19 protein-coding genes, 2 tRNA genes, 3 rRNA genes and 1 CRISPR repeat array are annotated in these 24,076 nt (G+C 36.9%); of the genes, 13 read left to right on the top strand and 11 right to left on the bottom strand.

The features are described from left to right. Nucleotides 1–13: 13 nt before the first annotated feature. The 12 genes from TMEL_RS01880 to rrf all read left to right on the top strand — a co-directional run bounded on the left by TMEL_RS01880 (nt 14) and on the right by rrf (nt 14,034). Nucleotides 14–937 (top strand): type I CRISPR-associated protein Cas7, encoded by a 924-nt coding sequence (locus TMEL_RS01880; RefSeq protein ID WP_012056584.1) that lies wholly within the window; start codon nt 14–16, stop codon nt 935–937. A gap of 11 nt (nt 938–948) precedes the next feature. Continuing rightward, on the top strand, nt 949–1,710 hold the full coding sequence (gene cas5, locus TMEL_RS01875) for a CRISPR-associated protein Cas5 (protein WP_012056583.1): 762 nt from the start codon (nt 949–951) through the stop codon (nt 1,708–1,710). Then, nucleotides 1,688–3,643, top strand: coding sequence for a CRISPR-associated helicase/endonuclease Cas3 (locus TMEL_RS01870; RefSeq protein ID WP_012056582.1), 1,956 nt, complete (start codon nt 1,688–1,690; stop codon nt 3,641–3,643). Before cas5 ends, TMEL_RS01870 begins: the two co-directional genes overlap by 23 nt. 61 nt (nt 3,644–3,704) lie before the next feature. Continuing rightward, entirely contained in the window at nt 3,705–4,097 is a 393-nt protein-coding gene (locus tag TMEL_RS01865; protein ID WP_012056581.1) for a hypothetical protein, read from the top strand. After that, nucleotides 4,094–4,570 (top strand): CRISPR-associated protein Cas4, encoded by a 477-nt coding sequence (gene cas4, locus TMEL_RS01860; RefSeq protein WP_012056580.1) that lies wholly within the window; start codon nt 4,094–4,096, stop codon nt 4,568–4,570. The genes TMEL_RS01865 and cas4 overlap by 4 nt, the downstream gene beginning before the upstream one ends. A 5-nt stretch (nt 4,571–4,575) precedes the next feature. Further along, entirely contained in the window at nt 4,576–5,571 is a 996-nt protein-coding gene (gene cas1b, locus TMEL_RS01855; RefSeq protein ID WP_012056579.1) for a type I-B CRISPR-associated endonuclease Cas1b, read from the top strand. A gap of 2 nt (nt 5,572–5,573) precedes the next feature. Further along, nucleotides 5,574–5,834 carry a CRISPR-associated endonuclease Cas2 gene (gene cas2, locus TMEL_RS01850; protein ID WP_012056578.1) on the top strand — a complete coding sequence of 87 codons (261 nt, stop codon included), beginning with the start codon at nt 5,574–5,576 and terminating at the stop codon, nt 5,832–5,834. 173 nt (nt 5,835–6,007) lie between these two features. Beyond that, nucleotides 6,008–6,506: direct repeats of the CRISPR family, unit length 30 nt; unit sequence GTTTTTACCTTACCTTGGAGGAATTGAAAT. A gap of 357 nt (nt 6,507–6,863) precedes the next feature. Continuing rightward, nucleotides 6,864–8,546 carry a methyl-accepting chemotaxis protein gene (locus tag TMEL_RS01845; RefSeq protein ID WP_012056577.1) on the top strand — a complete coding sequence of 561 codons (1,683 nt, stop codon included), beginning with the start codon at nt 6,864–6,866 and terminating at the stop codon, nt 8,544–8,546. 253 nt (nt 8,547–8,799) lie between these two features. After that, a tRNA-Met gene (locus TMEL_RS01840) sits at nt 8,800–8,875 on the top strand. A 424-nt stretch (nt 8,876–9,299) separates the two neighbouring features. Continuing rightward, nucleotides 9,300–10,864 (top strand): 16S ribosomal RNA (locus tag TMEL_RS01835). Between the two features lie 76 nt (nt 10,865–10,940). Then, nucleotides 10,941–13,884, top strand: a 23S ribosomal RNA gene (locus TMEL_RS01830). A gap of 34 nt (nt 13,885–13,918) precedes the next feature. After that, nucleotides 13,919–14,034: ribosomal RNA gene (gene rrf, locus TMEL_RS01825) — 5S ribosomal RNA — on the top strand. The 16S, 23S and 5S rRNA genes sit together here with 1 tRNA gene alongside, the layout of an rRNA operon. A gap of 30 nt (nt 14,035–14,064) precedes the next feature. Here rrf and TMEL_RS01820 read toward each other — a convergent pair. From TMEL_RS01820 to sdaAB, 10 genes are all read right to left on the bottom strand, one after another. Next, complete coding sequence (locus tag TMEL_RS01820; RefSeq protein ID WP_238375224.1) at nt 14,065–14,550, bottom strand: VanZ family protein; 486 nt, start codon at nt 14,548–14,550, stop codon at nt 14,065–14,067. 13 nt (nt 14,551–14,563) lie between these two features. Next, complete coding sequence (locus TMEL_RS01815) at nt 14,564–15,481, bottom strand: glycosyltransferase family 4 protein (RefSeq protein ID WP_012056575.1); 918 nt, start codon at nt 15,479–15,481, stop codon at nt 14,564–14,566. A 106-nt stretch (nt 15,482–15,587) separates the two neighbouring features. Continuing rightward, nucleotides 15,588–16,565, bottom strand: coding sequence for a thiamine pyrophosphate-dependent enzyme (locus TMEL_RS01810; protein WP_012056574.1), 978 nt, complete (start codon nt 16,563–16,565; stop codon nt 15,588–15,590). A gap of 13 nt (nt 16,566–16,578) precedes the next feature. Beyond that, entirely contained in the window at nt 16,579–17,757 is a 1,179-nt protein-coding gene (porA, locus tag TMEL_RS01805) for a pyruvate synthase subunit PorA (protein WP_012056573.1), read from the bottom strand. A 13-nt stretch (nt 17,758–17,770) separates the two neighbouring features. Further along, nucleotides 17,771–18,103 (bottom strand): 4Fe-4S binding protein, encoded by a 333-nt coding sequence (locus TMEL_RS01800; RefSeq protein WP_012056572.1) that lies wholly within the window; start codon nt 18,101–18,103, stop codon nt 17,771–17,773. Next, the gene (locus tag TMEL_RS01795; RefSeq protein WP_012056571.1) at nt 18,096–18,671 is read right to left on the bottom strand and encodes a 2-oxoacid:acceptor oxidoreductase family protein; all 576 of its coding nucleotides are present in this window, start codon (nt 18,669–18,671) and stop codon (nt 18,096–18,098) included. Before TMEL_RS01795 ends, TMEL_RS01800 begins: the two co-directional genes overlap by 8 nt. Before the next feature lie 25 nt (nt 18,672–18,696). Further along, the gene (locus tag TMEL_RS01790; protein WP_012056570.1) at nt 18,697–20,301 is read right to left on the bottom strand and encodes a glycoside hydrolase family 57 protein; all 1,605 of its coding nucleotides are present in this window, start codon (nt 20,299–20,301) and stop codon (nt 18,697–18,699) included. Nucleotides 20,302–20,303: 2 nt separating this feature from the next. Further along, nucleotides 20,304–21,089, bottom strand: a complete 786-nt coding sequence (locus tag TMEL_RS01785) for a DUF4912 domain-containing protein (protein WP_012056569.1) — start codon at nt 21,087–21,089, stop codon at nt 20,304–20,306. A gap of 121 nt (nt 21,090–21,210) precedes the next feature. Continuing rightward, on the bottom strand, nt 21,211–22,071 hold the full coding sequence (gene sdaAA, locus TMEL_RS01780; protein WP_012056568.1) for an L-serine ammonia-lyase, iron-sulfur-dependent, subunit alpha: 861 nt from the start codon (nt 22,069–22,071) through the stop codon (nt 21,211–21,213). Next, nucleotides 22,068–22,718, bottom strand: coding sequence for an L-serine ammonia-lyase, iron-sulfur-dependent subunit beta (sdaAB, locus tag TMEL_RS01775; protein ID WP_012056567.1), 651 nt, complete (start codon nt 22,716–22,718; stop codon nt 22,068–22,070). Before sdaAB ends, sdaAA begins: the two co-directional genes overlap by 4 nt. A gap of 56 nt (nt 22,719–22,774) precedes the next feature. Here sdaAB and TMEL_RS01770 point away from each other — a divergent pair. Next, a tRNA-Gln gene (locus TMEL_RS01770) sits at nt 22,775–22,848 on the top strand. 15 nt (nt 22,849–22,863) lie between these two features. On the opposite strand, the gene TMEL_RS01765 is transcribed toward TMEL_RS01770, so the two are convergent. After that, nucleotides 22,864–24,075, bottom strand: coding sequence for an HD domain-containing phosphohydrolase (locus tag TMEL_RS01765; protein ID WP_012056566.1), 1,212 nt, complete (start codon nt 24,073–24,075; stop codon nt 22,864–22,866). Between the last annotated feature and the right edge of the window lies 1 nt (nt 24,076).

The raw sequence follows: 24,076 nt of genomic DNA, 5'->3' as shown, positions 1-24,076 counted from the left end.
GGGAGGGATATAGATGTTTACAAAAAGATGTTATGGTATAGTTGTTTTGAAAAGTGAAAATAGTAATTGGAATGCCGATTTTACGAAATATCCAAGAAGACTTCCCGATGAAAATGCAACCATATTTGCAACGGATAAGTCTGCAAAATATGCTATAAGGAAATTTTTCTTAGATTCAGGAGAGAAGGTATTTGTTTGGAGAACGTTTAAAGAAGATGGTAAACCAAGATCTCTTGATGAAACTGATAAATATTGGCAAGAAGTATTAAAAGATGAAATAAAATGGATTATTCAAAAGAAGAAAAATAAAAATGGAAAAGAGGAAGAAATAAAAAATATTGACAGATACGACTTTTTTAACAAATTTATTGATGTAAAATTATTTGGAATAACCTTTGCAGTAGGTGAAAGTCAAATGTCAATAACAGGTCCTTTTCAAATAAGTTATGGGATAAATAGATACAATGTTAATATTCCATTTGTTGTTGATATAGCTTCACCATTTAGAAACAAAGAAGGTGACAAACAAACAACCTTAGGGGATGAGATTAAGAACCTAAAGTCTTATTATGTATATGATTTTGTTTTAAATCCAAAAAACTTGCCAGATGGTATGGAACTTACTGATGATGATATATCAAAATTAAAAGAAGCTTTGAAAAAATTTGCAACAAATTTAAATACTACATCGAAGATTGGAACAGAAAATGCTTTACTTTTATTTATTACACTTAAGGAAAATTCAAAGTTGGTTCTTCCAACTATGAAGAATTTAGTTGATGTAAATAAAGATGAAATTATAGACCTTACAAAGATATCTAATCTTCTTGAAAATTATGGGAATGAAATAGAAAACGTTGAAGTATACTACAACGACTCAATTTGTAAAGTTGCAGGAATCAAAGATAACTGGGAAAAGGGTGATATTTTACTTTGAGGAGGGCTAATATGAAAGCCTTTTCTTTTGAGCTTAAAGGAGATATGGGTTTTTTTAAAAAAAATGATACAAATGCAACTGTATATGCCACATACAATTTTATTCATAAATTAAATCTTTTCGGTATTTTTGGAGCAATATTAGGATTAGAAGGATACAAAAGAGACAAAAGTGGAAATTTTATGGAATACTATGAGAAATTTAAAAATTTTAAGGTAGCAATAACACCTTTGTATAATAAACCTCCGAAAAAAACTCTTGTTATATTTAATAACTCAACAGGCCATGCTTCAAGAGAAGCTGGTGGGGTATTGCAAATCAAAGAACAAGTTATAGTTGAAAGCATTGGATATAGAATATTTATACCATGTTTGGAGACATTTACTGATGAAGAAAAAAATGTATATGAAAAATTAGAGAAAATGGTAAAAAAGAATTATTCAGAATATCCTATTTATTTTGGGAAAAACGAGTTTTTAGCATATTTTGAAAATTATTGTTCAATTGAACTTGAAAGGCTTGAATTTGAGGAATCAACCGTTAACTCTCTTGTAAGATTAAAAGATATTGAGTTTTTTAAAGAAAATTTAGATGATATTGAATTATTTGAAGAAGAAACAGATTACATATCTATACTGGAAGAGTTACCATACGATTTTAATGAAAATCATTTGTATCTCAAAGATGTATTTGTTTTCACAAATAAAAAATTAAGGTTAAAAAGAAAGGAAAATTTTTGGAGGACAAATAATGAAGTTATTTATGTTTTCTAAAAATATAGATAACAAAATGGCGCATAAAAATGGAATGTATTTTGAAACTTTTTACGAACATGTAGAAAAAACGGAAAAATATTTGGAACGTATAATCGATAAATTTGATTTAGAAAGGATATTGGGAAATTTATTTAGTGAAATTGGAATAGATTCTTCTCACATTCAAACGATAAAAGAGATAATAAAGTACCATGATATTGGAAAATTAACAGATGAATTTCAAGAAGGTTTGATAAAAGGAAAAATCAAAGTAACGCATAGTGATGTGGGATTTTATACAATAGCTACACTTTTAACAGATAAATTATTATCCGAAAATTTAAAAAAAGATGAATTTTTGTTTTTGTTTTTTCTTTCCACTGTGGTTTCGAGGCACCACAGTGTTTTATTTGATATCGATAAAGTTATTACATGGAATGAAAATAAGGAAAAGTTTGTAAAAGATATACTAGAAAATATTGAAACAATCAATGATAAAGGAGAAATAGTAAAAAAAACAAAGCAAGTTTTTGAGAAGATAAAACAATTGAAAATATATAAAAAGATTGAATTTTATATACTTTATAAACTTATAAATTCCCTTCTTATAACCTCTGATTATCTTGCGACTTTAGAGTTTATGAAAGGAGTAGAAATCAGTATAAATGCGATTGATAAGACATTAAAGAAAGCAATACTTGAAAATATATCTTCGAGAAATATTGAAGGAAATTTCAATCCATATATAGATGAAAATTTTGATAGGTTGAAAGCAATGAAGAAAGAAAATATTTCTGACATTAATACACTAAGAAGTGTTATGGCAGCAAGGGTAGAGGAAAAGTTTAAAAATAGTAATAAGAAAGTTTTTTTTATTGAAATCCCTACCGGGGGAGGAAAAACCAACATTTCACTTCGGTTGATCAGTAGATTGCTTGAAAATAAAAAGAAAGTTTTTTACGTAATACCTTTTATAAATATAATAGAGCAAAATTTTGAGTATTTTTCAAAGTTTATCCCCAAAGAACATATTACAAGATATGATCACAAATACTTGAATGTAACAGATGATGAAAATAAAGAAAAAACATTTACACAAATGCTTTTTTTGAATTTTCCATTTGTATTTTCTACACATGTGGGATTTTTTGATATGTTTTTTAGGAACGGAAAATCAGATAACTTTAATTTTTATCAATTGGCAAACAGTGTAGTTGTTTTAGATGAAGTACAAGCGTACAATCCAAAGTTTTGGAATACACTTTCAAATCTGTTTTATTATCTTAGTAAATATCTAAATACAACAATAATTATTATGAGTGCAACACTTCCGGATTTTACTAAATTTGTGGATAAAGGAAGTTTTGTGGAAGATTTATCTCCAGATGTTGTAGAACATAAAATTTTCAATCGTGTAAATACATTATTTTTGAAAGAAAATCACACCTTTGAAGAAAAAGTTTTAGAGGAGATAAATGAGTCAAAAAAAGTTTTGATAGTGGTAAATACGGTAAAAAAGTCTTACGAGATTTATGAAAATTTAGAAGATAAGATTAACGGAGAAATATACCTTTTAAATTCTACACTTTTGGATATTAGAAAAAAAGAGTTGATAGATTATATAAAGTCATATGATAAAGAAAAGCCATTAATTCTTGTTTCTACTCAATCAATTGAAGCAGGAGTAGATTTGGATTTTGATGTTGGATTTAGGGCATTTTCCATACTTGATTCAATAATTCAAACAATGGGGAGGGTTAATAGGAATGCAAGATTGAGTAGAGCAACGTTGTATTTGTTTGACGATGGGATGTGGAAGAAGATTTATGGAAGTGATGTAAGAAAAAAGATTTTGGAGGAAAATTTCTCAAAATTCAAAAATGGTTCTTTAACTTTGAAAGATTTTTATATGTTAACTATTGAAAATTTAAAGAAGAAAATAAATAAATAAATATACAAAAGATTATTTTGACTATTTTAGAAATTTAGAATTTGAAAAAATAAATAATGAAATGAATCTAATAGAAGGATATAGTTTTTCTTTGTTTGTTCCAATTTCTATTCCAGTGAAAAAAATAAAAAACATGAAAAATCTATTATTTAAATTTAAATTAATTGATAAAGATGATGAATTTTTGGATGGAAAAAAGGTATGGGATATCTTTAGAAATAACGATTTTAATTACGTAGAACATAGGTTGTTTTCAAAGATATTTTCAAATTTTGTTGTTTCTTTGTTTAATTATCGAATTGAAGGAAAGGGTATAAAAGAAATATTAAAAGATGAAATGTTTGGAGAGTTTTATTACGCAGAAGATTACTCAAAATATTACAGTTATGATTGTGGATTAAACGTTGAAAAATTTTTGAAGTTAAAGTCTTCAAGGGAGTATGATTTTATATGATAACCGGAAGTTTAATCCAAGCATATATTGTATGTAGAAGACAAGCATGGCTTCTTTCAAGGCAATTAGTAGGAGATCAAGATAATGATTTCATAGTTATTGGAAGGTTAATTTCAAAAGAGTCGTATAAAAATTCTAAGAAGGAAATAGTTATCGATGGTGGAAAAATTGATATAGTGAAGAAAGAAAGGGGTTTTTTGAAATTAGTTGAAGTAAAAAAATCTTCAAAGATGATTAAAAGCGCAAAATTTCAACTTTTGTTTTATATGTGGAAACTGAATGTTTATTACGGGGAGATAAGAATACCAAAAGAAAAAAAGGTAATAGAAGTTGAAATGACAGATGATAATGAAAAACAATTATTAACTATAGTTAATGAATTAGAAGAAACAATAAACAATCCAAAAATGCCAAAACCAGAAAGGAAGAGCTATTGTTCAACTTGTTCTTTTGAATATTTTTGTTGGAGTTGATAACTATGAAAGAAACTGTTTATATATTTTCTGATGGAACTTTAAAAAGAGAGGACAATTCTTTGGTATTCCTAACAAAAGATAATGTAAAAAAACATATACCTGTTGAAAATTTAAAGGAAATTTATATATTTGGAGAGGTTAATTGCAATAAAAGATTACTTGAATTTGTTGCGAAGAAAGAAATTATGATTTCGTTTTTCAATTATTATGGTTTTTATGTTGGAAGTTTTTATCCAAGAGAACATTATAATTCGGGATTTATGATTTTAAAACAAGCAGAACATTATATAGATAAAGAAAAAAGGCTTTTTATTGCTAAAAAATTTGTTGAAGGAGCGGTAAAAAATAGTTTGAAAGTTCTAAAATACTATAATAGAAGGGGGAAGCAATTAATAAATCATATACATGAGATAGAAGAAAGTTTAAAGGAAACAAATTTGGTATGTAATATTCCTAAGCTAATGCAAATAGAAGGAAGAATAAAAAAGATTTATTATAATGCTTTTAATAATATTATTGAATCAGAAGATTTTAATTTTTTAAAAAGGAGTAAGAGACCACCAATTGATAGAATAAACGCCTTAATTAGTTTTTCAAATTCTTTAATTTATAGCATAGTTTTAAGGGAAATATATTCAACACACTTAGATCCAAGGATAGGATTTTTGCACTCAACCAATTTTAGAAGATTTTCACTTAATTTGGATATTGCAGAAATATTTAAGCCAGTATTAGGGGATAGGGTAATTTTTAGTGCAATTAATAAAGAAGTTATTGGTGTAAAAGATTTTGAAAAAAGTTTGAATAGAGTTTTTTTGAATAATAATGGAAAGAAAAAGATTATTGAGATGTTGGAAAATAAGCTTAAAGAAACTGTAAAAATGAAAAAAATAGGTAAGAAGGTAAGTTATAGAACATTAATAAGAATGGAACTTTATAAACTAGAAAAACATTTTTTGGATGATGAGATTTATACATCTCTAGTTATGGAGTGGTGAATATGTTTGTAATTTTGTATTACGATGTTAATAAAAAAAGAGTTTCAAAAATGCTTAAAACGTGCAGGAAGTATCTAACTTGGGTTCAAAATTCTGTGTTTGAAGGTGAAATTAGTATTTCTAACTTGGAGAGATTAAAAATCGAGTTGGAAAATATAATTAAAGATGAAGATTCAGTAGTGATATATACTTTCAAACAAATGTTTTACAGTAAAAGAGAAGTGTTAGGAAAAGATAAAAAAGAAGAAACAAAATTTATTTAGAAAAATCTGTCGATGTGTAATAGAAGAAAAACTCCGGGAGATCGACAGAAAACAGAATAACATTTTTGTAACTTAGGAATACATTGTGTTAATTATGTTAAATTTAATATGATATAGTTTCAAAAGTATTGCTCTTGAGAAAGAAATATGATAGAATATTAATGGATTCTATGGTTTTTACCTTACCTTGGAGGAATTGAAATTATTTGGTGTGTGTGTATCTATTGTTCTCAGCTGAATGTTTTTACCTTACCTTGGAGGAATTGAAATAATATATATTGGATCCGCATCAAGTAGTGACTTGAAAGTTTTTACCTTACCTTGGAGGAATTGAAATGAATTTGCGCTTTGTCAAGATTGCTGGGAAGAATATTGGTTTTTACCTTACCTTGGAGGAATTGAAATAGAAACAAAACAATTAAACAAACCATCATTGTTATTTTGGTTTTTACCTTACCTTGGAGGAATTGAAATGCCTCTATTTGTGTTAGTTTCTGAATTGCTTTCGTGTTTTTACCTTACCTTGGAGGAATTGAAATTGATGGAACAGTAAGGTTTCAATTAGCCATTCCTGCGTTTTTACCTTACCTTGGAGGAATTGAAATTAACGGCGAAATATGGCGCTCGTTTTGAGTGCTTTTTGTTTTTACCTTACCTTGGAGGAATTGAAATGAAGTTTTAAAAAGTAAGTGTAGCTTATTAAATTTTTTAGCTTTAGAAGAAAATTGAGATATTGGGATTTGATTATTTTACAAATTTATTGATAGGGTTTCGAAGTAGAGAAATAGATATTTTGATTTCAATTGTTTTAATGAGAAAAATATATTTTTTGGGTTGATTTAAAATAATCTAGACAAAACAATGGTTATATTTTAACAAAAGATTTTAGCTTTACTGTTATTATTTTGTTTTAACTTTTGTTTTGGTTGTATTTTTAATTTATTAAAAACAAGAATAAATGTTTAAATTTAAGTTATAAGTATGATAAAATAAAAACGATCAGGTACATGTTGGAAAGGAGGAAGTTGTATGAGACAACGTATTTTGTTTAAGTTGGTAACACCAATAATTATTTTGGCATCTTTGATTATTGTAATATTTATAACTACCTACGTAATAACAACTTCTCAAAAGTTTGATGCGTTGATTGTTAATCTTGCAGGAAGACAACGTATGTTAACACAGAAGATGTCCAAGGAAGCGTTAATAGTTTCGCACGGTGAAGTTAGTTACAAAGAAAAACTTACAAAGACTCTAAAACTTTTTGAGATTACTTTGTACGCATTAAGAGATGGTGGAAAAACGTACACAGATCTTACGATGAAAACACCGGTAAAAATATCGCCGGCGGGAACCGAAAAAATAAAAAAACAATTGAACGTTGTTGAAAAACTTTTCCTACCTTTTAAAGATGTTATTCAGCAGAGAATTCTTAATAGTAACGGTAAAGATCCAGAAGCGATCAAGTATATAATAGATAATAACGAAAAACTTCTTTCAGAAATGAACGCCGCGGTGTTACTTTTCCAGAACTTTGCGGAACGAAAAGTCAAATGGATGAAACATATACAAGGATGGTTGGCAATAACTGGATTAGGTATTGTTGTGGGTTTTATTATTTTGTACTGGAATGTCATCTACAAACCTTTGAAACAACTTCTCCAAGTATCACAAGAACTTGCAAGGGGAGAGGCAGATCTTAGCAAGAGAATACCTGTTATTACGAAAGATGAGTTAGGAAAGATAGCAGATAGCTTTAATAGGTTTATGGAAGTTATTAAAAATGTTGCGGTGTCTATTATGAAAAACACAGATGAAGTAGCTTCTTCTACAAGTGCTCTAAAAAACTTCCTTAATATAGTTGGGGATAAATCAGAAAATATACGTGAAGTTACAGATAAATTTACAGAAGATCTTCAACAGGTTAATGAAATAGTTAATCAAATGGATGCAAATGTTCAGGAAGTTGCAAAATCCGCTGTTTCAGTAGCAGAAGCAGCAACGGAGTTGTCGGAAAATATGAATGAGATACTTGAAGAAGCAGATAGTGGAATGAATATAATAAAAGAAGTAAACGAAAGTATCGATGTGGTAAATTCTGAAACAAGTGAGATGGCGAAAAAATCCGAGCTACTTGAAAAATCGGTCAATGCAATAGGTGAGATATTGAACGTTATAAGTGGTGTCGCAGAGCAGACGAACTTGCTAGCGTTGAATGCTGCAATTGAAGCTGCAAGAGCAGGGGAAGCAGGAAAAGGATTTGCCGTTGTTGCTGACGAAATCAGAAAACTTGCAGAGGAAACTAAAAAATCCGCGGATGAAATTGCTGTAAAGTTGGGAGATATAAGTCACAGGTCCAAAGAGACGGCCAATTCGAGCCGAGAAATGGTGGCCTCTATAAACAGAGTACTTGAGAAAATGGAGGATATGAGTAAAAAATTTATTACTATACGTGAAAATGTTGAAAATGCGGCAAGGAAAGCAGAAGATCTTGCAGCAGTTTCGCAAGAACAGAGTGCATCTGCAGAGGAGATGGCAAGTAGTATTAAGGAAATATCGGGACTTGTCGAGGATACATCGAACCACATGGTCGAAACAAACAAAGCTATCAACGAACAAAGCGAACAAGTTATTTCTGCAAAGAACAAAATAGATTATATCTCAGACATAGTTGCTAAACTTAGAGAAAGTGTGAGAGGATTCAAGGTGTAAATTTTAATGTAAGAGAGCAAATATTGAAAAGTGTACGTAAAACCCAGGGATTTGACATGTCTGTAATAGTGATTTCCCAGTTTGTGTCTTTTTTCGACTTTTGAAATTTTAAATACAACATTCTGTAAGTTTAAAAATGAATTTTTGGAAATATTTTTGTGATATGGGGAAGGTAGATATACTGCAATTGCTGACTAAAGCTATAGATAATACTATTGACATTAAAAGCAAAATATGATAATATAGCAAATGCGGCGGCGTAGCTCAGTGGCTAGAGCAACTGATTCATAATCAGTGAGTCATGGGTTCGAGTCCCATCGCCGCCACCAATAAAGCGGAGCTAGGTAGGCTCCGCTTTATTTTTAAAAGTTCATCCTATTTTATCCATTGTATTTCAAATTTAAATTATTCAATATTATTATCAAAAAAACTAAATTATCTTGTTCAAGTTTTGAGGAACTTATTTGTCTAACTGAAATATAAAGACAAACAAATACTTACAGATTGTTTAAGCCATGTTTCTAGTATTTTCTCAATATATAAGAAACTCCATTGCATATTTTACAAAGATTACATATTTTATTCCAAAACACCTGGAGATGTGTAAAGTATTAACAAAGAGTCAAAGAAAATGTTAAAGAGGAGCAATTGACTAAGGGGGGGTGATGTGGTAAATTAGGAGATGCGTGGTTAGGGAGGTCATTGAAAAATGGATAGCAGCGCAATGGAAGAGAAGGAAGAGCCTTTCAGATAGAGCTGGAGGGTTTGATCCTGGCTCAGGGTGAACGCTGGCGGCGTGCCTTACACATGCAAGTCGAGCGGGGCATCTAGTGGACTCTCTTCGGGGAGGAAGCTAGAGGGCCTAGCGGCGGACGGGTGAGTAACGCGTAGGTTACCTACCCCTCAGAGGGGGATAACTGTGGGAAACTGCAGCTAATACCCCATACGTTCCCGAGAGGGAAGAAAGGGTGCGTTAAGCACTGCTGAGGGATGGGCCTGCGCCCCATCAGGTAGTTGGTGAGGTAAAGGCTCACCAAGCCGGCGACGGGTAGCCGGTCTGAGAGGATGGCCGGCCACAAGGGCACTGAGACACGGGCCCTACTCCTACGGGAGGCAGCAGTGGGGGATTTTGGACAATGGGCGGAAGCCTGATCCAGCGACGCCGCGTGCGGGAAGGAGCCCTTCGGGGTGTAAACCGCTGTGGTAGGAGACGAATAAGCTAGGGAGTGGAAAGCCCTAGTGATGACGGTATCCTACTAGAAAGCCCCGGCTAACTACGTGCCAGCAGCCGCGGTAATACGTAGGGGGCGAGCGTTACCCGGATTTACTGGGCGTAAAGGGGGCGTAGGCGGCCGTGAAAGTCCGGTGTGAAATGCCACGGCTCAACCGTGGAACTGCGCTGGAAACTACACGGCTTGAGGACGGTAGAGGGAGACGGAACTGCTGGTGTAGGGGTGAAATCCGTAGATATCAGCAGGAACGCCGGTGGGGAAGCCGGTCTCCTGGGCCGTTCCTGACGCTGAGGCCCGAAAGCTAGGGGAGCGAACCGGATTAGATACCCGGGTAGTCCTAGCCGTAAACGATGCCCACTAGGTGTGGGGGAGTAATTCCTCCGTGCTGAAGCAAACGCGATAAGTGGGCCGCCTGGGGAGTATGCCCGCAAGGGTGAAACTCAAAGGAATTGACGGGACCCCGCACAAGCGGTGGAGCGTGTGGTTTAATTGGACGCTAAGCCAAGAACCTTACCAGGGCTTGACATGCTGGTGGTACTGACCCGAAAGGGGAGGGACTCTACCGTAAGGTAGGGAGCCAGCACAGGTGGTGCACGGTCGTCGTCAGCTCGTGCCGTGAGGTGTTGGGTTAAGTCCCGCAACGAGCGCAACCCCTGCCCTTAGTTGCCAGCGGTTAGGCCGGGGACTCTAAGGGGACTGCCGGCGACGAGCCGGAGGAAGGAGGGGATGACGTCAGATACTCGTGCCCCTTATGCCCTGGGCGACACACGCGCTACAATGGGTGGGACAGCGGGAAGCGAGCCAGCGATGGTGAGCAAAACCCTGAAACCCACTCTCAGTACGGATTGCAGGCTGAAACTCGCCTGCATGAAGCCGGAATCGCTAGTAATCGCGGATCAGCCACGCCGCGGTGAATACGTTCCCGGGGTTTGTACACACCGCCCGTCACGCCACCCGAGTTGGCAGCGCCCGAAGATGGGTGATCCAACCCGAGAGGGGGGATACCTATTGAGGGCGAGGCTGGCGAGGGGGGCGAAGTCGTAACAAGGTAGGTGTACCGGAAGGTGCGCCTGGATCACCTCCTTTCTAAGGAGAAAGAAGTAGCGCTGCTATCCATTTTTGAGTGGCAGAGGTCATTGAAAAATGCATAGGGAGAAGTAGAGGTGAAGGTATTAAGGGCACGCAGTGGATGCCTAGGCGGCAGGAGGCGAAGAAGGGCGTGGCAAGCTGCGAAAAGCCCGGGGGAGCTGCAAGCGAGCGTAGATCCCGGGATACCCGAATGGGGGAACCTGGGTAGCTGAAGAAGCTACTCACCCGAGAGGGAGCGAACCGGGGGAAGTGAAACATCTCAGTACCCCGAGGAAAAGAAATCAAAAGAGATTCCCTGAGTAGAGGCGATCGAAAGGGGAGGAGCCTAAACCGGCGGCGGGAGCTGTCGGGGTAGTGGGACAAGTCCGGGCGTAAGCCGGGGAGTAAAAAATCCTTACTCTAGCCGAATGGTCTGGGAAGGCCAACCGGAGAGGGTGAAAGTCCCGTAGGCGAAAGGGTAAGGACTTCCTGGGGCTTGATCCCGAGTACCACGGGACACGAGGAATCCTGTGGGAATCAGGGGGGACCACCCTCCAAGGCTAAATACTCCCTGCCGACCGATAGCGAAACCAGTACCGTGAGGGAAAGGTGAAAAGCACCCCGGAAGGGGAGTGAAAGAGACCTGAAACTGCGTGCCTACAAGAAGTCGGAGCCCGAGGGGGTGACGGCGTGCCTTTTGATTAATGAGCCTGGGAGTTGTCGTACCTGGCGAGGTTAAGCCGTGGGAGGTGGAGCCGAAGCGAAAGCGAGTCCGAAAAGGGCGAGCAGTCAGGTACGGCAGGCCCGAAGCCGGGTGAGCTACCCATGGCCAGGGTGAAGGTAGGGTAAAACCTACTGGAGGCCCGAACCGGTGGATCGTGAGACATCCTCGGATGAGCTGTGGGTAGGAGTGAAAAGCTAACCGAACCCGGTGATAGCTGGTTCTCCCCGAAATGCATTTAGGTGCAGCCTCAGGTGGTCTGTACTGGGGGTAGAGCGCTGATAGGGCTAGGGGGGCGACCTCCAACCCCTGTCAAACTACGAATCCCGGTACACAAAGCCTGGGAGTGAGCCTGTGGGGGATAAGCTCCACAGACGAGAGGGGAACAACCCAGACCGTCGGCTAAGGGCCCGGAGAGATGGCTAAGTGTGGAAGGATGTTGTGCGTCCCAGACAACCGGGATGTTGGCTTAGAAGCAGCCATCATTTAAAGAGTGCGTAACAGCTCACCGGTCGAGACGCACAGCGCCGAAAATGTAACGGGGCTGAAGCCATCCCCCGAAGCCGCGGACCAGCGTAAGCTGGTGGTAGGGGAGCGTTCCGCGATAGGGAGAAGGCAGACTTGTGAGAGCTGCTGGACGAAGCGGAAGTGAGAATCCAGGCATGAGTAAGCGAGAGGAGAGTGAGAATCTCTCCCCCCGGAAGCCTAAGGGTACCTGGGGAAGGGTCGTCCGCCCAGGGTTAGTCGGGACCTAAGGTGAACCCGAGAGGGGTAGCCGATGGGAAACCGGTTAATATTCCGGTACCACCTGTATATCGAAAGTATGAGGGGGGACGCAGGAGGGCAGGCTCCGAGGTCAAGTGGCAAGGCCTTCCAAGCGGTTAGGCGAAGAGGGCAGTAGGGAAATCCGCTGTCTGAGCTGAGCCGTGAAGGGGAGGACCGAATGGTCCAACGGAGCTGATCCCACACTGCCGAGAAAAGCCTCGCATACTGATATACAGGTGCCCGTTCCGCAAACCGACACAGGTAGGCGGGCTGAGAAAGCTAAGGGGAGCGGGATAACCCTTGCCAAGGAACTCGGCAAATTGACCCCGTAACTTCGGGAGAAGGGGTGCCGCGGTAGGTTGAACCCAGGGGAAGGGGAGACCTGGAAACTGGGGGAGGCCGAGGCGGTTGCAGAGGCAAGGCCCTGGCGACTGTTTACCAAAAACACAGGTCTCTGCGAACTCGTAAGAGGAAGTATAGGGACTGACGCCTGCCCAGTGCCGGAAGGTTAAGGGGAGGGGTGAGAGCCCCGAACCGAAGCCCCGGTAAACGGCGGCCGTAACTATAACGGTCCTAAGGTAGCGAAATTCCTTGTCGGGTAAGTTCCGACCTGCATGAATGGCGTAACGACTGGGGCACTGTCTCGGCAGGGGACCCGGCGAAATTTCAATCTGGGTGAAGATGCCCAGTACCCGCAGCTAGACGGAAAGACCCCGTGGAGCTTTACTGCAGCCTGGTATTGGGCTTTGGTGCATCGTGTACAGGATAGGTGGGAGGCGAAGAACCCGGCTCGCCAGGGTCGGGGGAGCCGACGGTGGGATACCACCCTCGGTGTACCGGAGTTCTAACCTGCGTCTGTGAAGAGCAGGCGGGGGACAGTGCCAGGTGGGTAGTTTGACTGGGGCGGTCGCCTCCTAAAGAGTAACGGAGGCGCGCAAAGCTCGGCTCAGGTGGGTTGGAAATCCACCGAAGAGTGCAAGGGCATAAGCCGGGCTGACTGCGAGACTGACGGGTCGAGCAGAGGGGAAACCCGGTCCTAGTGACCCGGCGACTCCGAGTGGAAGGGTCGTCGATCAACGGACAAAAGTTACCCCGGGGATAACAGGCTAGTCTTGCCCGAGAGTTCACATCGACGGCAAGGATCGGCACCTCGATGTCGGCTCATCCCATCCTGGGGCTGAAGCAGGTCCCAAGGGTTAGGCTGTTCGCCTATTAAAGGGGTACGTGAGCTGGGTTCAGACCGTCGTGAGACAGGTCGGTCCCTATCTGCTGCGGGCGTAGGAGGTTTGAGGGGGCTCGCCCATTGTACGAGAGGACCTGGGTGAGGGAGCCACTGGTGTACCGGCTGTCCTGCCAAGGGCATACGCCGGGTAGCTACGCTCCTGAGTGATAACCGCTGAAAGCATCTAAGCGGGAAACACGCCCCAAGATGAGACCTCCCATCCCGAAAAGGGAGTAAGGCCGGTTCGAGAAGAGGACCTAGATAGGCTGGTGGTGGAAGCGCAGCAATGCGTGGAGCCAACCGGTACTAATCGGCCGAGGCCTTCACCTCTACAGAATCCCTATGCATTTTTGAGTGACCTATCCCGGGTGACGATACCAAGGCGGGAACCACCCGGTCCCATCCCGAACCCGGCCGTTAAGCCGCCTTGGGCCGATGGTAGTGAGGGGCTCCCCCTCGCAAGAGTAGGTATCGCCCGGGGTTTTTTTAAAGCAGGCATTCTCGCCTGCTTTATTTTTTTTTTAAAAATAACTTGAATATTAAAACTAGAACAATTCCAAAAAGTACTCCTGAAATTGTACCTGAAAGATCAATAATCACATCATTTAAGGAAGAACCTCTATTGTAATATTGTTGTGTATATTCATCTATTGTAGCTATTAAATTTGGTAAGGATATACCAATTATTGTAGAGATAATAATTCCGTATTTTTGAAATAAAAGATATGTTAAAAAACCTAGAATGAAATAAAGTCCAAAATGTGCGGTTTTTCTAACTAGCATTTCGGCTGGAACGTATTGTGTTCTAAACCAGAGTTTTTTCATGAATAGTTCGATGTTTTTGAATAATTTTGTATTTGAAAAATCAATTATACTATCAATTTTTTTTAGTATCTTAGTAACTAAATTTGACTGTTGAGAAGATTCAACAGGTGTTCGTGAGGAAAAATAGAATATTGTTAAGACCCAAACTACTATTAAAAAAACTAAAAACATTCTTTTTTTCACATCAATCACCATATTTTAAAAGTTTTAGTTTGAGAATAAGGAAGATTATTAATATTATTGAAAAGATTATTGAAAATACTTTTGATTTTAGATAAAACATTCCAAGTGAGCAAAAAATTGTGCTGATTACTGCTGTAAACAATAAGGTTTTTCTTTTGTCTTTTGTTATTCTGAATATTTTATCATATATATGTTCCCTATCACCCGAGAAAGGTGATTTTTCATGTAAAATTCTTCTAAACATACTTGAAAATGTATCAATAAAAAATGGTGCTAAAATTATTAGAGACGCTATAGTATGATCAAAACTTTTTGAGAATGATGAAATTATTGCGATGCCTAATATTCCACCTATTGTGTAACTACCTAAATCTCCCATGAATATTTTTGCAGGCGGAAAATTAAAAATGATGAAACCCAATAAAGTTCCAATTAATGCAATTAAATAATATTTATCATTAGGATATGCAACTGTAAATATTAATCCCACTGTAGCTATGAGAGAGGTTGTTGCACATATTCCATCCATTCCGTCCATCATGTTAACGGAGTTAGTTAAAAAAGCGTAAAATATGGTTGCTATAAGTACCTTAAATGGGTTATCTAAAAAACGAATTGCAACTAAATACCCTATAACAAACTCTAAGGTAATTCTTATCCAAGGATTTAATGATTTAATGTCGTCATACAAACCTAAAATTCCCAAGATAAATACATAAAGTTTTCTAAATAGACTAAAAGGTGTAAATAACAAAAAAGCTCCCATAAAAGCCATTCCTCCTAGATATGGAGTTGCTTTTTCGTGATTTTTTAAGTTTTTATCAGGATAATCTATGATGTTAAATTTAAAAGCAATTTTTCTTAAAAATGGGATAGTGACTATTGTAAAAATGAATGATAGGAGAAAAGAATAAATCATAAACTCCCTCCAAGCAATTTAAAATTATAAAATTTTCAATTTTTTTGATTTTAAAATTAAAAGCAAGGCCCATGTAGAGCCTTGCTTAGATTTAACCATTTAGCAATTATCTAATTGGTTTATCTTTTGTGGCTTCTTCAAGGGCAAGTAACCTTTCCCATCTTCTTTTAATATATTCTTGAAGTTCATTTATGATTTCATCTGCATCTGGTCTTTTTAAAAGATTTCTAAATCTGCCTTGTTTTTCGATAAATTCTTTTACAGGTTTTAATTCTTTAACTTTCTTTGTAACTCTGTAGACTCCTCTTTCAACTTCGTACAATGGCCAGTAACCTGTTTCGACTGCAAGTTTGGAAATTTCCACTGCTTTGTCGTCATTTACCCTCCAAAATCTTACACATGGAGATATAGCGGCAATAAATGATGGGCCATCAAATTCCAGAGCTTTTTCAATCTTTTTAAAGAAGTCCATAGGTTCAGATGTGGATACAGTTGCAACATAAACATTTTCATGGCCTGCCATTATCTCAACAATATTCTTTTTTAATTGTATCTTTCCAGGTAATTTTTTACCAACTGGTTGAGTGGTTGTTTGTGAGCCTGGAGGTGTTGCACCAGATCTTTGGTTACCAGTATTCATGTAACCTTCATTATCGTAAACAATGTAGATAAACTTATGTCCTCTTTCAACAGCACCTGAAAGTGATTGTAAACCTATGTCATATGTTCCGCCATCTCCACCAAATGCAAAGAAAGCATATTTTTTATTTGGATCTACTAATCTTCCTTTTTTAAGTAGAGCTCTGTATGCCGTTTCTATTCCACTTACAGTTGCAGCAGCGTTTTCAAATGCGTTGTGAATATATGGAATATTCCATGCTGTATATGGATAAATTGTTGTAGAAACTTCCATACAACCCGTTGCAAATCCAACAATTGGTTCATATCCCATAGCTTGAGCTGTCATTAAAGCAAATTTTGCAACATTTGGAGCTGCACATCCAGGACAAAGTCGATGTCCCTGAGTAATACCGGGATTTTTATCTGCAAATTTAGTTGCAAGTTGCATTATATTAAAAGCCATTCATTACACCTCCTCATTCTCTAAGTCCAAGGTATCTTTCTTCATCTACGATTAAGTTTCCAGAAAATGCATCCTCAAATGCTTTTTTAATATGTTCGACCTTTATATCTCTTCCACCAAGACCGTATACGTAACTTCCAAGTTGTGGCCTAACAGCAACTTCATAAAGAGCACTTTTTACAGCTTCATATAAAGGAGCTTCAGCACCAAAAGAAGCTGCTCTATCAAGTACAATAACGGCTTTTCTTCCGTTTAATAATTCTTGAAGTTCTGTTTTTGGGAATGGTCTGAAAATTTGAGGTTTTATTACACCAACTTTGTGACCTTCTTCCCTTAATAAGTCTACCGTGTACTTTACAGTTCCTGCAGTTGAACCAAGAGCTATCATTATGTACTCTGCATCGTCGATTTTATATTTATCCAATACATCATATTTTCTTCCAGAAATTTTTTCAAATTCCTCAGCAATTTCTTTAAATACTTTTTTTACATGTTTCATTGCTTCAATTTGTTGTCTTTTGTGTTCAAAGTAATAGTCGTATAGGTCTAATGGACCGTGTGTAACTGGTTTTTCAACATCAAGAAGTGGATATATAACTTTAGGTTCACCAACGAATTTCTTAACTACTTCATCATCTAAAAAGTCTACTACTTCAACACCGTGGGAAATGATAAAACCATCAAAATTAACCATTACAGGTAATCTTACATCTTCATGTTCTGCTAATCTAACTGCCATAATCGTAAAATCATAGGCTTCTTGTGCATTTTCTGCCCAAAGTTGAATCCATCCAGAGTCTCTTTCTGCCATTGCGTCACTGTGATCACAGTGAATGTTAATAGGCCCGGAAAGAGCTCTGTTTGCAACAGGCATTACTATTGGGAGTCTCGAAGAAGCTGCAATATATACGATTTCATGCATTAACGCAAGACCGTTAGCAGCAGTTGCTGTCATTGCCCTTGCACCTGCAGCAGCAGCACCTACTACTGCACTCATTGCACTATGTTCACTTTCAACGGGAATCATTTCTGTATCAGCAAGTCCATCTGCAACATATTGCGCAAAGTATTCAACTACAGGAGTTTGTGGAGTAATTGGATATGCAGCAACTACATCTGGATTTATTTGACGCATTGCATTTGCAATTGCTTGTGCACCTGTTACTGCTTGTCTATTTTTTATTTCTGGCACTTCAAACACCTCCTCAATCTTGGAATTCCGTTTCTGGTTTCATAACAATTGCTCTTTTTTCTTCTGGTAATTTATCATTTGTTTTAGGACATACGTTTGCACAAAGTCCGCAACCTTTACAGTAGTAGTAATTGTAACCCTTCATCTTTGGTTTTCCGTCGACAACTTCAATAACAATTGCTTGATCGGGACAGTAAAGCCAACACATCATACAGTGGATACAATTTTCTGGTTGGTGTACGGGTCTAATAACCCTCCAAGTTCCAGTTTGGTATTCTTTAGCGGTAGCGGGTCTGTCAATTACACCACCAATTGGTATATCTTTCCAACCTTTGAGTTCAGCCATTGCACTTCACCTCCTCAAATCCACGGCGCAATGCCCTTACATTTGCTTCAACTAACTCTTCTGGGAATTTCTTTGAAAAAGCTTTCCTTATTCTTTGCTCGGCACTTTCCAGGGTAATAACTCCTGTAACTTTTGCTATTGCACCAAGCATGACTGTATTTGGAATTCCTCTTTTTAGCTCTTCAAGTGCGATATCTGTTGCGGCTATTGTACAAATCTTCCCTTTCACACCCAATTTTTCCCTGACGTATTCTACATCTTTTACTGTATTTACTATAAATACAGTGTTTTCATCTGTTCCATCAGTTAAAGCAGGTTGTCCTAACATTGTGTCATCTATAATGACAACAACGTCAGGGTAGTCAACGGAACTGTGAATCAAAATTGGTTCATCTGAAACACGGTTAAATGCCTTCATTGGTGCCCCTGTTCTTTCTGCACCATATTCAGGAAATGATTGAACATATTTTCCCATTTCTAAAGCTGCTTCTGCAAGCATTTGAGAAGCACTTTTTGCACCTTGACCGGCTCTTGCGTGCCATCTTATTTCAAAATACTTTGCGGGCACTTTTATCCCTCCTCACAAAAAATTTTTATACCTTGTACATGGTATAGTCGATATCTGGAAATATGTCATCAAGCCATACGTAATGTGAAACTCTTCTCATATCTATTTTACCACTAATGACCATGTTGTACAAATCTAGAAAACGTTTCAAATGTGTTTTGGTTCTGTTAACAGCATAATCAACGCTGGTACGAGTAGTCATTATAAATGCCCAGTCACTTGATTGAGCAAGCATTAATTCTCTGGCCATTTGGTTTAATGCTTCATTTATTTCTTTAGGATTTTTTTCTGGATTAGGGTACATATTTGCAACTTCAGTCATCTTTTCAATAGCTTCATGTAGATGAGGGTAAATCCAATCATTTGTACCGTTTAACCATACTTCATTGTAACCATTTGCTCCCCATGTTGATGTTGCAGGTGTAACTATTTGTATTTTTTCAATCATATCTACTACATCATACGCTTTTAAAGTTCTAATTTTTTTGCTTTTTGATGCAGCTCTCATAAATTCTTCTAAAAAAATGGGACCTTCAAACCACCAATGTCCAAAAAGCTCAGCATCAAAAGGTGCGACAATAATGGGTTCTAAACCTTTGAATAAGTTTAACAATTTTGTTGCTTGTTGTTCTTTCTTTTTCAAAAAATCAATTGCATGTTCTTTTGCCGTGCTTTTGGCATCATCTATGTCGTAGAAATCTTTTTCATTGAGATTTACATTTTTACTTGTTATTTTGTGATATTTTATGCCAGTATTTGTCCTTACTCCGCTAGGATCAATATATGGTTTTATATATTCAAACTCCCTATCAAAACCTATATCCCGGTAAAATTCTCTGTATCTCCCATCACCTGGATAACCTATTTGGGCACTCCAAACTTGTTCGCTACTTTCTGGATCTCTTGCAAATACAAACACGTTGTTTGGAGTAATAACGGGACGGTAAACTCCATATTTTGGTCTTTCATCGGCATACCATAATCCATGTGAATCCACAAAAAAGTATTCTAATCCATATTCTTTTAGATATTTATCAAGACCCGAGAAATATGCAGATTCTGCAAGCCAGATTCCTCGTGGTTTTCTTCCAAGATGTCTTTCATATGTTTTTATTGCTTGTTCTAACTGTGCTCTGATTGCTTGAGGGTATTGTTCCATAAAAGGAAGAAAACCGTGAGTTGCGTTACAAGTGATAATATCTAATTTACCCTTTTCTAAAAATTCTTTAAAAGCATTTAAAATATTGCCTTTGTATACGTCTTTGAATATATAAAGAATTTCTTTAAAATCTTCTAGGTAGAATTTTGCCATTTTGTGTTTTTTTGGATGTTCATTTTTGGTTCTTTCTACTTCTTTTTTGGCAAGCTCTATTAATTTAGTCATTCTTTTTATGTATTTTTCTTGCAAATCCTTATTTGCAAGCATTTCCATTAGTGGAGGGGTAATGGACATAGTAAGATTAAACTTTGTGTTTTCATTTTCAAGCCTTTTAAACATTCTAATAAGTGGAACATATGTTTCCGTGATTGCTTCGAAAAGCCAATTTTCTTCCAAGAAAAAATCATAATCTGGATGGTGAACGTATGGCAAATGTGCGTGTAAAACCATTACCACATTACCTTTTGGCATAGTTATATCCCCCTTCCACTTCTAAGTTTACTAAATAGTTCCCAAATTTGTTCACTCTTATTTTGTATTTCTTCAATTTTGAAAATAGAGCCTGGTATTGTTTCTACTTCTTTTACTAAAACACCGTCGGAAGGAGTTACTATTTTTCTCTTTTTTCTTAAATCAAGCCATTTTTCTCTTGTACTGTTACTTGGTGAGTTTGGTGGAGTTTTACAAACGTTTGATCTAATTAATGAATAAAAATTTCCATCTGGTGTTATATATCCTATTTCTGCTAAATAATCTGCATTAGGTATAGGTACGTTTATATAATAGTTTCTCATATTAGGAGTTATTCTTATTTCAAAAGTCCTATGAGCGTTATTTCCGGTAAATTCTATAAATGTTACATCGTAAATTCTTAAAACAATCCTGTATTCTTTTGGAAGTTTGTTGAGGGTTTCAAATGTTTCTTTGGTATAGTCCCAGTATGCATGTAACCAGTTTGGATTTACTGGCATTAATACTAGCTTATTTTTGTTGTACGATTTTGGAAGATAAAGTTCTTCTTTTGATAATTTGTCTTCTTTTTTTATGCTGTCAGAAGCAGAAGTTGACGAAGAAGGTCTTTCAAGTTTTTTAATTTCTTCATTTTGTTTTATATAACTTTCCAATAGCTTTATAACCTCTTTTTTCTTCATCATTCTTTTGACCTTTAACCCAAGGTTTTTTGCCATAGCTTTTAATTCTTGAATAGTTCTTTTTTCAGATAACCATTCTTTTAATTTTTCAACATTTTCATCAAACATACTATCCCCCCTTTTTTTAATATTTATTTAATTTTTTTCATATGAAATTTTAACATGTTAAATTGATGTTGTAAACAGTTGTAGTGGTATGAAAAAATGTAATATTTAGGTTTAAATATGTCTAGTGCAAATTTTTCACTATATTTCTGACTAAATCGACAGCTGTTTTTGTTGCCGCAATGCCACCTTCTCCTGTTTCACGCAATGATTCTGGTAGGCTTTTGCCCACTTTGTACATTGCGTCTATAACTTCATCAAGGGGGATAGTACTCTTAATGCCACTTAAAGCAAGTTCAGCGCTTGAGATTGCAAGATTTACAATGTTTCCATTTCTTTTTACACATGGCACTTCAACAAAGCCACCAACGGGATCGCAAACAAGTCCCATTAAAGATTTTAGAGCAAGAGCGGCAGCGTTTCCAACGATTTCCGGGTTTTCAGAAAAAAAGTAAGCAAGTCCACCGGCGGCCATGGCAGCTGCACTTCCAATTTCTGCTTGACATCCACCTGCTGCTCCTGAAAGTGGTGCCTTCTTTGAGATGATATTCCCAATACCACCTGAAACGATGAATGAATTTAGAAGTTTTTCATATGGAGGATTAAAAATCACGTGTAAAGCATAAAAAGCACCAGGAATTATTCCTGAAGATCCCGCTGTTGGACAGGCGGCTATTCTTCCCATTGCAGCGTTACTTTCCGATATTGAAAGAGCTGTTACAGTGGCTACATAGTTGAAATTTCCCATTAGTTTTGGCTTATAATTTTTAAATTTGTATGCATTGTCACCAGTGAGTCCTGTAAGTGTTTTTTGTTTTTGTCCGTATTGCTTTTTTGATTCTTCTAATATTGTTTTTAAGATTTTTGAAATTTTCTGTTTAGTGTCATTTGGGTCATAACCATTTTCGAGCATTTCGACTGTTAGGATAACTTCATGTAAAGGCATGGAATTTGCCATTTCAGTTATTTTAACCCATGTGTTCACTTGGTATCCCTCCTAACAAAATAGCATTCATATACCCAAGAAAGTTTTTTGATTTCGGCTAAATTTTCTATGGGTTCATCTAATTCAATAATGGTAAGAGCCCTTTCAAGTAGTGCATTGATTCTCCTAAGATATAGATTTGCTACATTTACTTTTATTGTTTCCAAAATTTTTTCCAATGCTTTGGGAACATCTTTGTTTACAATAACAAGGGTATCGAAATCCCAGGAAAGATTACATGGCACGGAATCAATACTTGTAATTAGTATATTTCCTCCGCCAATTGATGATCCTTCTATTTCATGAGATATACCGTCTTTAGTACATTTTATTCTAACGGTATTTGGATGAACATCTCCAAGGTCGGTAACCTTAAAGGAGTATTTTAAATTTTTTTCTTTAGCAATTTCGAATGCATTTTTTATTTTTGGATCATCTTGTTGTAAGCCCATAATACCTGCAAGTAAAGCCCTATCTGTACCATGGCCTCTATATGTCTTTGAAAATGAACCGTGAAGTAGAAACTGTACTTCTTCTGGTATCCCACCTATTAATTTATGTACAAATCGTGCAATTTTTATTGCACCAAGTGTATGAGAACTTGAAGGTCCAACCATAATGGGACCAAGTACTTTTAAAATGCTCATTATTTTCACCTCCTAATCTTGATTTTATCATCAAATGTGATAAAATTAATATGCCTTGGGAGGTCGTCTAACGGCAGGACTGCGGACTCTGGATCCGCCAGTGGTGGTTCGAATCCACCCCTCCCAGCCAAAGAAATAGCCCCTTTCATGGGGCTATTTTTTCTAATACCTCAAAGATTTTTTTATCAAATTTTCCTTTTTCACTGTCGTTTTTTAGTATTGCTAAAACTTTTTCTTTTGACCAAGGTTCTTTGTATGGTCTTTTTGCCGTAAGTGCATCGTATACATCAGCAAGGGCAATAATCCTTCCGAAGAGACTTATTTCACCATCTTTTTTTGCGTATGGGTACCCACTTCCGTCTAGTCTTTCATGATGTTCTAGTGCACCGGAAATAATATTTTTATTGGTATACCTTATTCGTGAGAGAATTTCGGCACCAATAATTGTATGTGATTGAATTATCTTATATTCTTCATCTGTTAATTTTCCTTTTTTTAAAAGAACGAAATCTGGTATACCTATCTTTCCTATATCGTGTACAATAGCAGAATATTCGAGTTGTTCTAACAAACTTTCAGAAAGCCCCATTTTTTCACCAATTGCTCTTGAGATTTTTGCAACGTTACTTGAGTGCATGTGGGTATATTTATCCCTCTTATCTATCATAGTTACAAATGATAAGATGATACTTTTAAACAAATTACTCATTTTTTCAAGTTCCCAAGTACTGAGTAATTTTTTTCCAATAAGCTTTGCAAATTCTTCGACAAGCAACGCATCTTTTTTGGAAAAACCCTCTTTTTTATTTAGTACTTCAAGCACTCCTACTTTGTTTTCGCCTGAATATATGGGTGCTCCTACAATATTTTTTGTTTGAAACTTTGCTGCCTTATCTACACCCTTAAAGTGTGGTGCTTTTGTCATATCGTTAAATATTAAGGTTTTTTCTTCCAGAAAAATTGTTCCAGCAATAGATTTCATGGGAACTGGTATACTTTCAATTTTTCCACTTGCTTTCCCAACGGTTGATAGAAATTTTAGGTGGTTATCTTTGTATAGCAAAACTGATGCTGCTTCTGCGTCAATTAATGTACATATATTATCCTGTATTTTTTTTAGCAATGTAGAAAGCCTAATACTGCTGTTTAAATTTGCGGCGATGAATGGTATTCTTTCGAAATCTTCAAGTATATTTACCTCTCCTATTTTTTTGGCTATTGATTCTAATATATCTAGATTAAATCTGTCGCTTAAAAGGTAAAAGGTAATATTTCCAATTTTATGAGTGATTTTACTTTTTTTTCCTTTCAATGTGTTTTTGTATTCTATTCCAAGAATCCAATAAGGTGCGTACAAA

This window comes from Thermosipho melanesiensis BI429, from assembly GCF_000016905.1.
Taxonomy (GTDB): domain Bacteria; phylum Thermotogota; class Thermotogae; order Thermotogales; family Fervidobacteriaceae; genus Thermosipho; species Thermosipho melanesiensis.
Note: the sequence above shows the minus strand (reverse complement) of the source record. Positions and strands in the feature narration are given on the sequence as shown.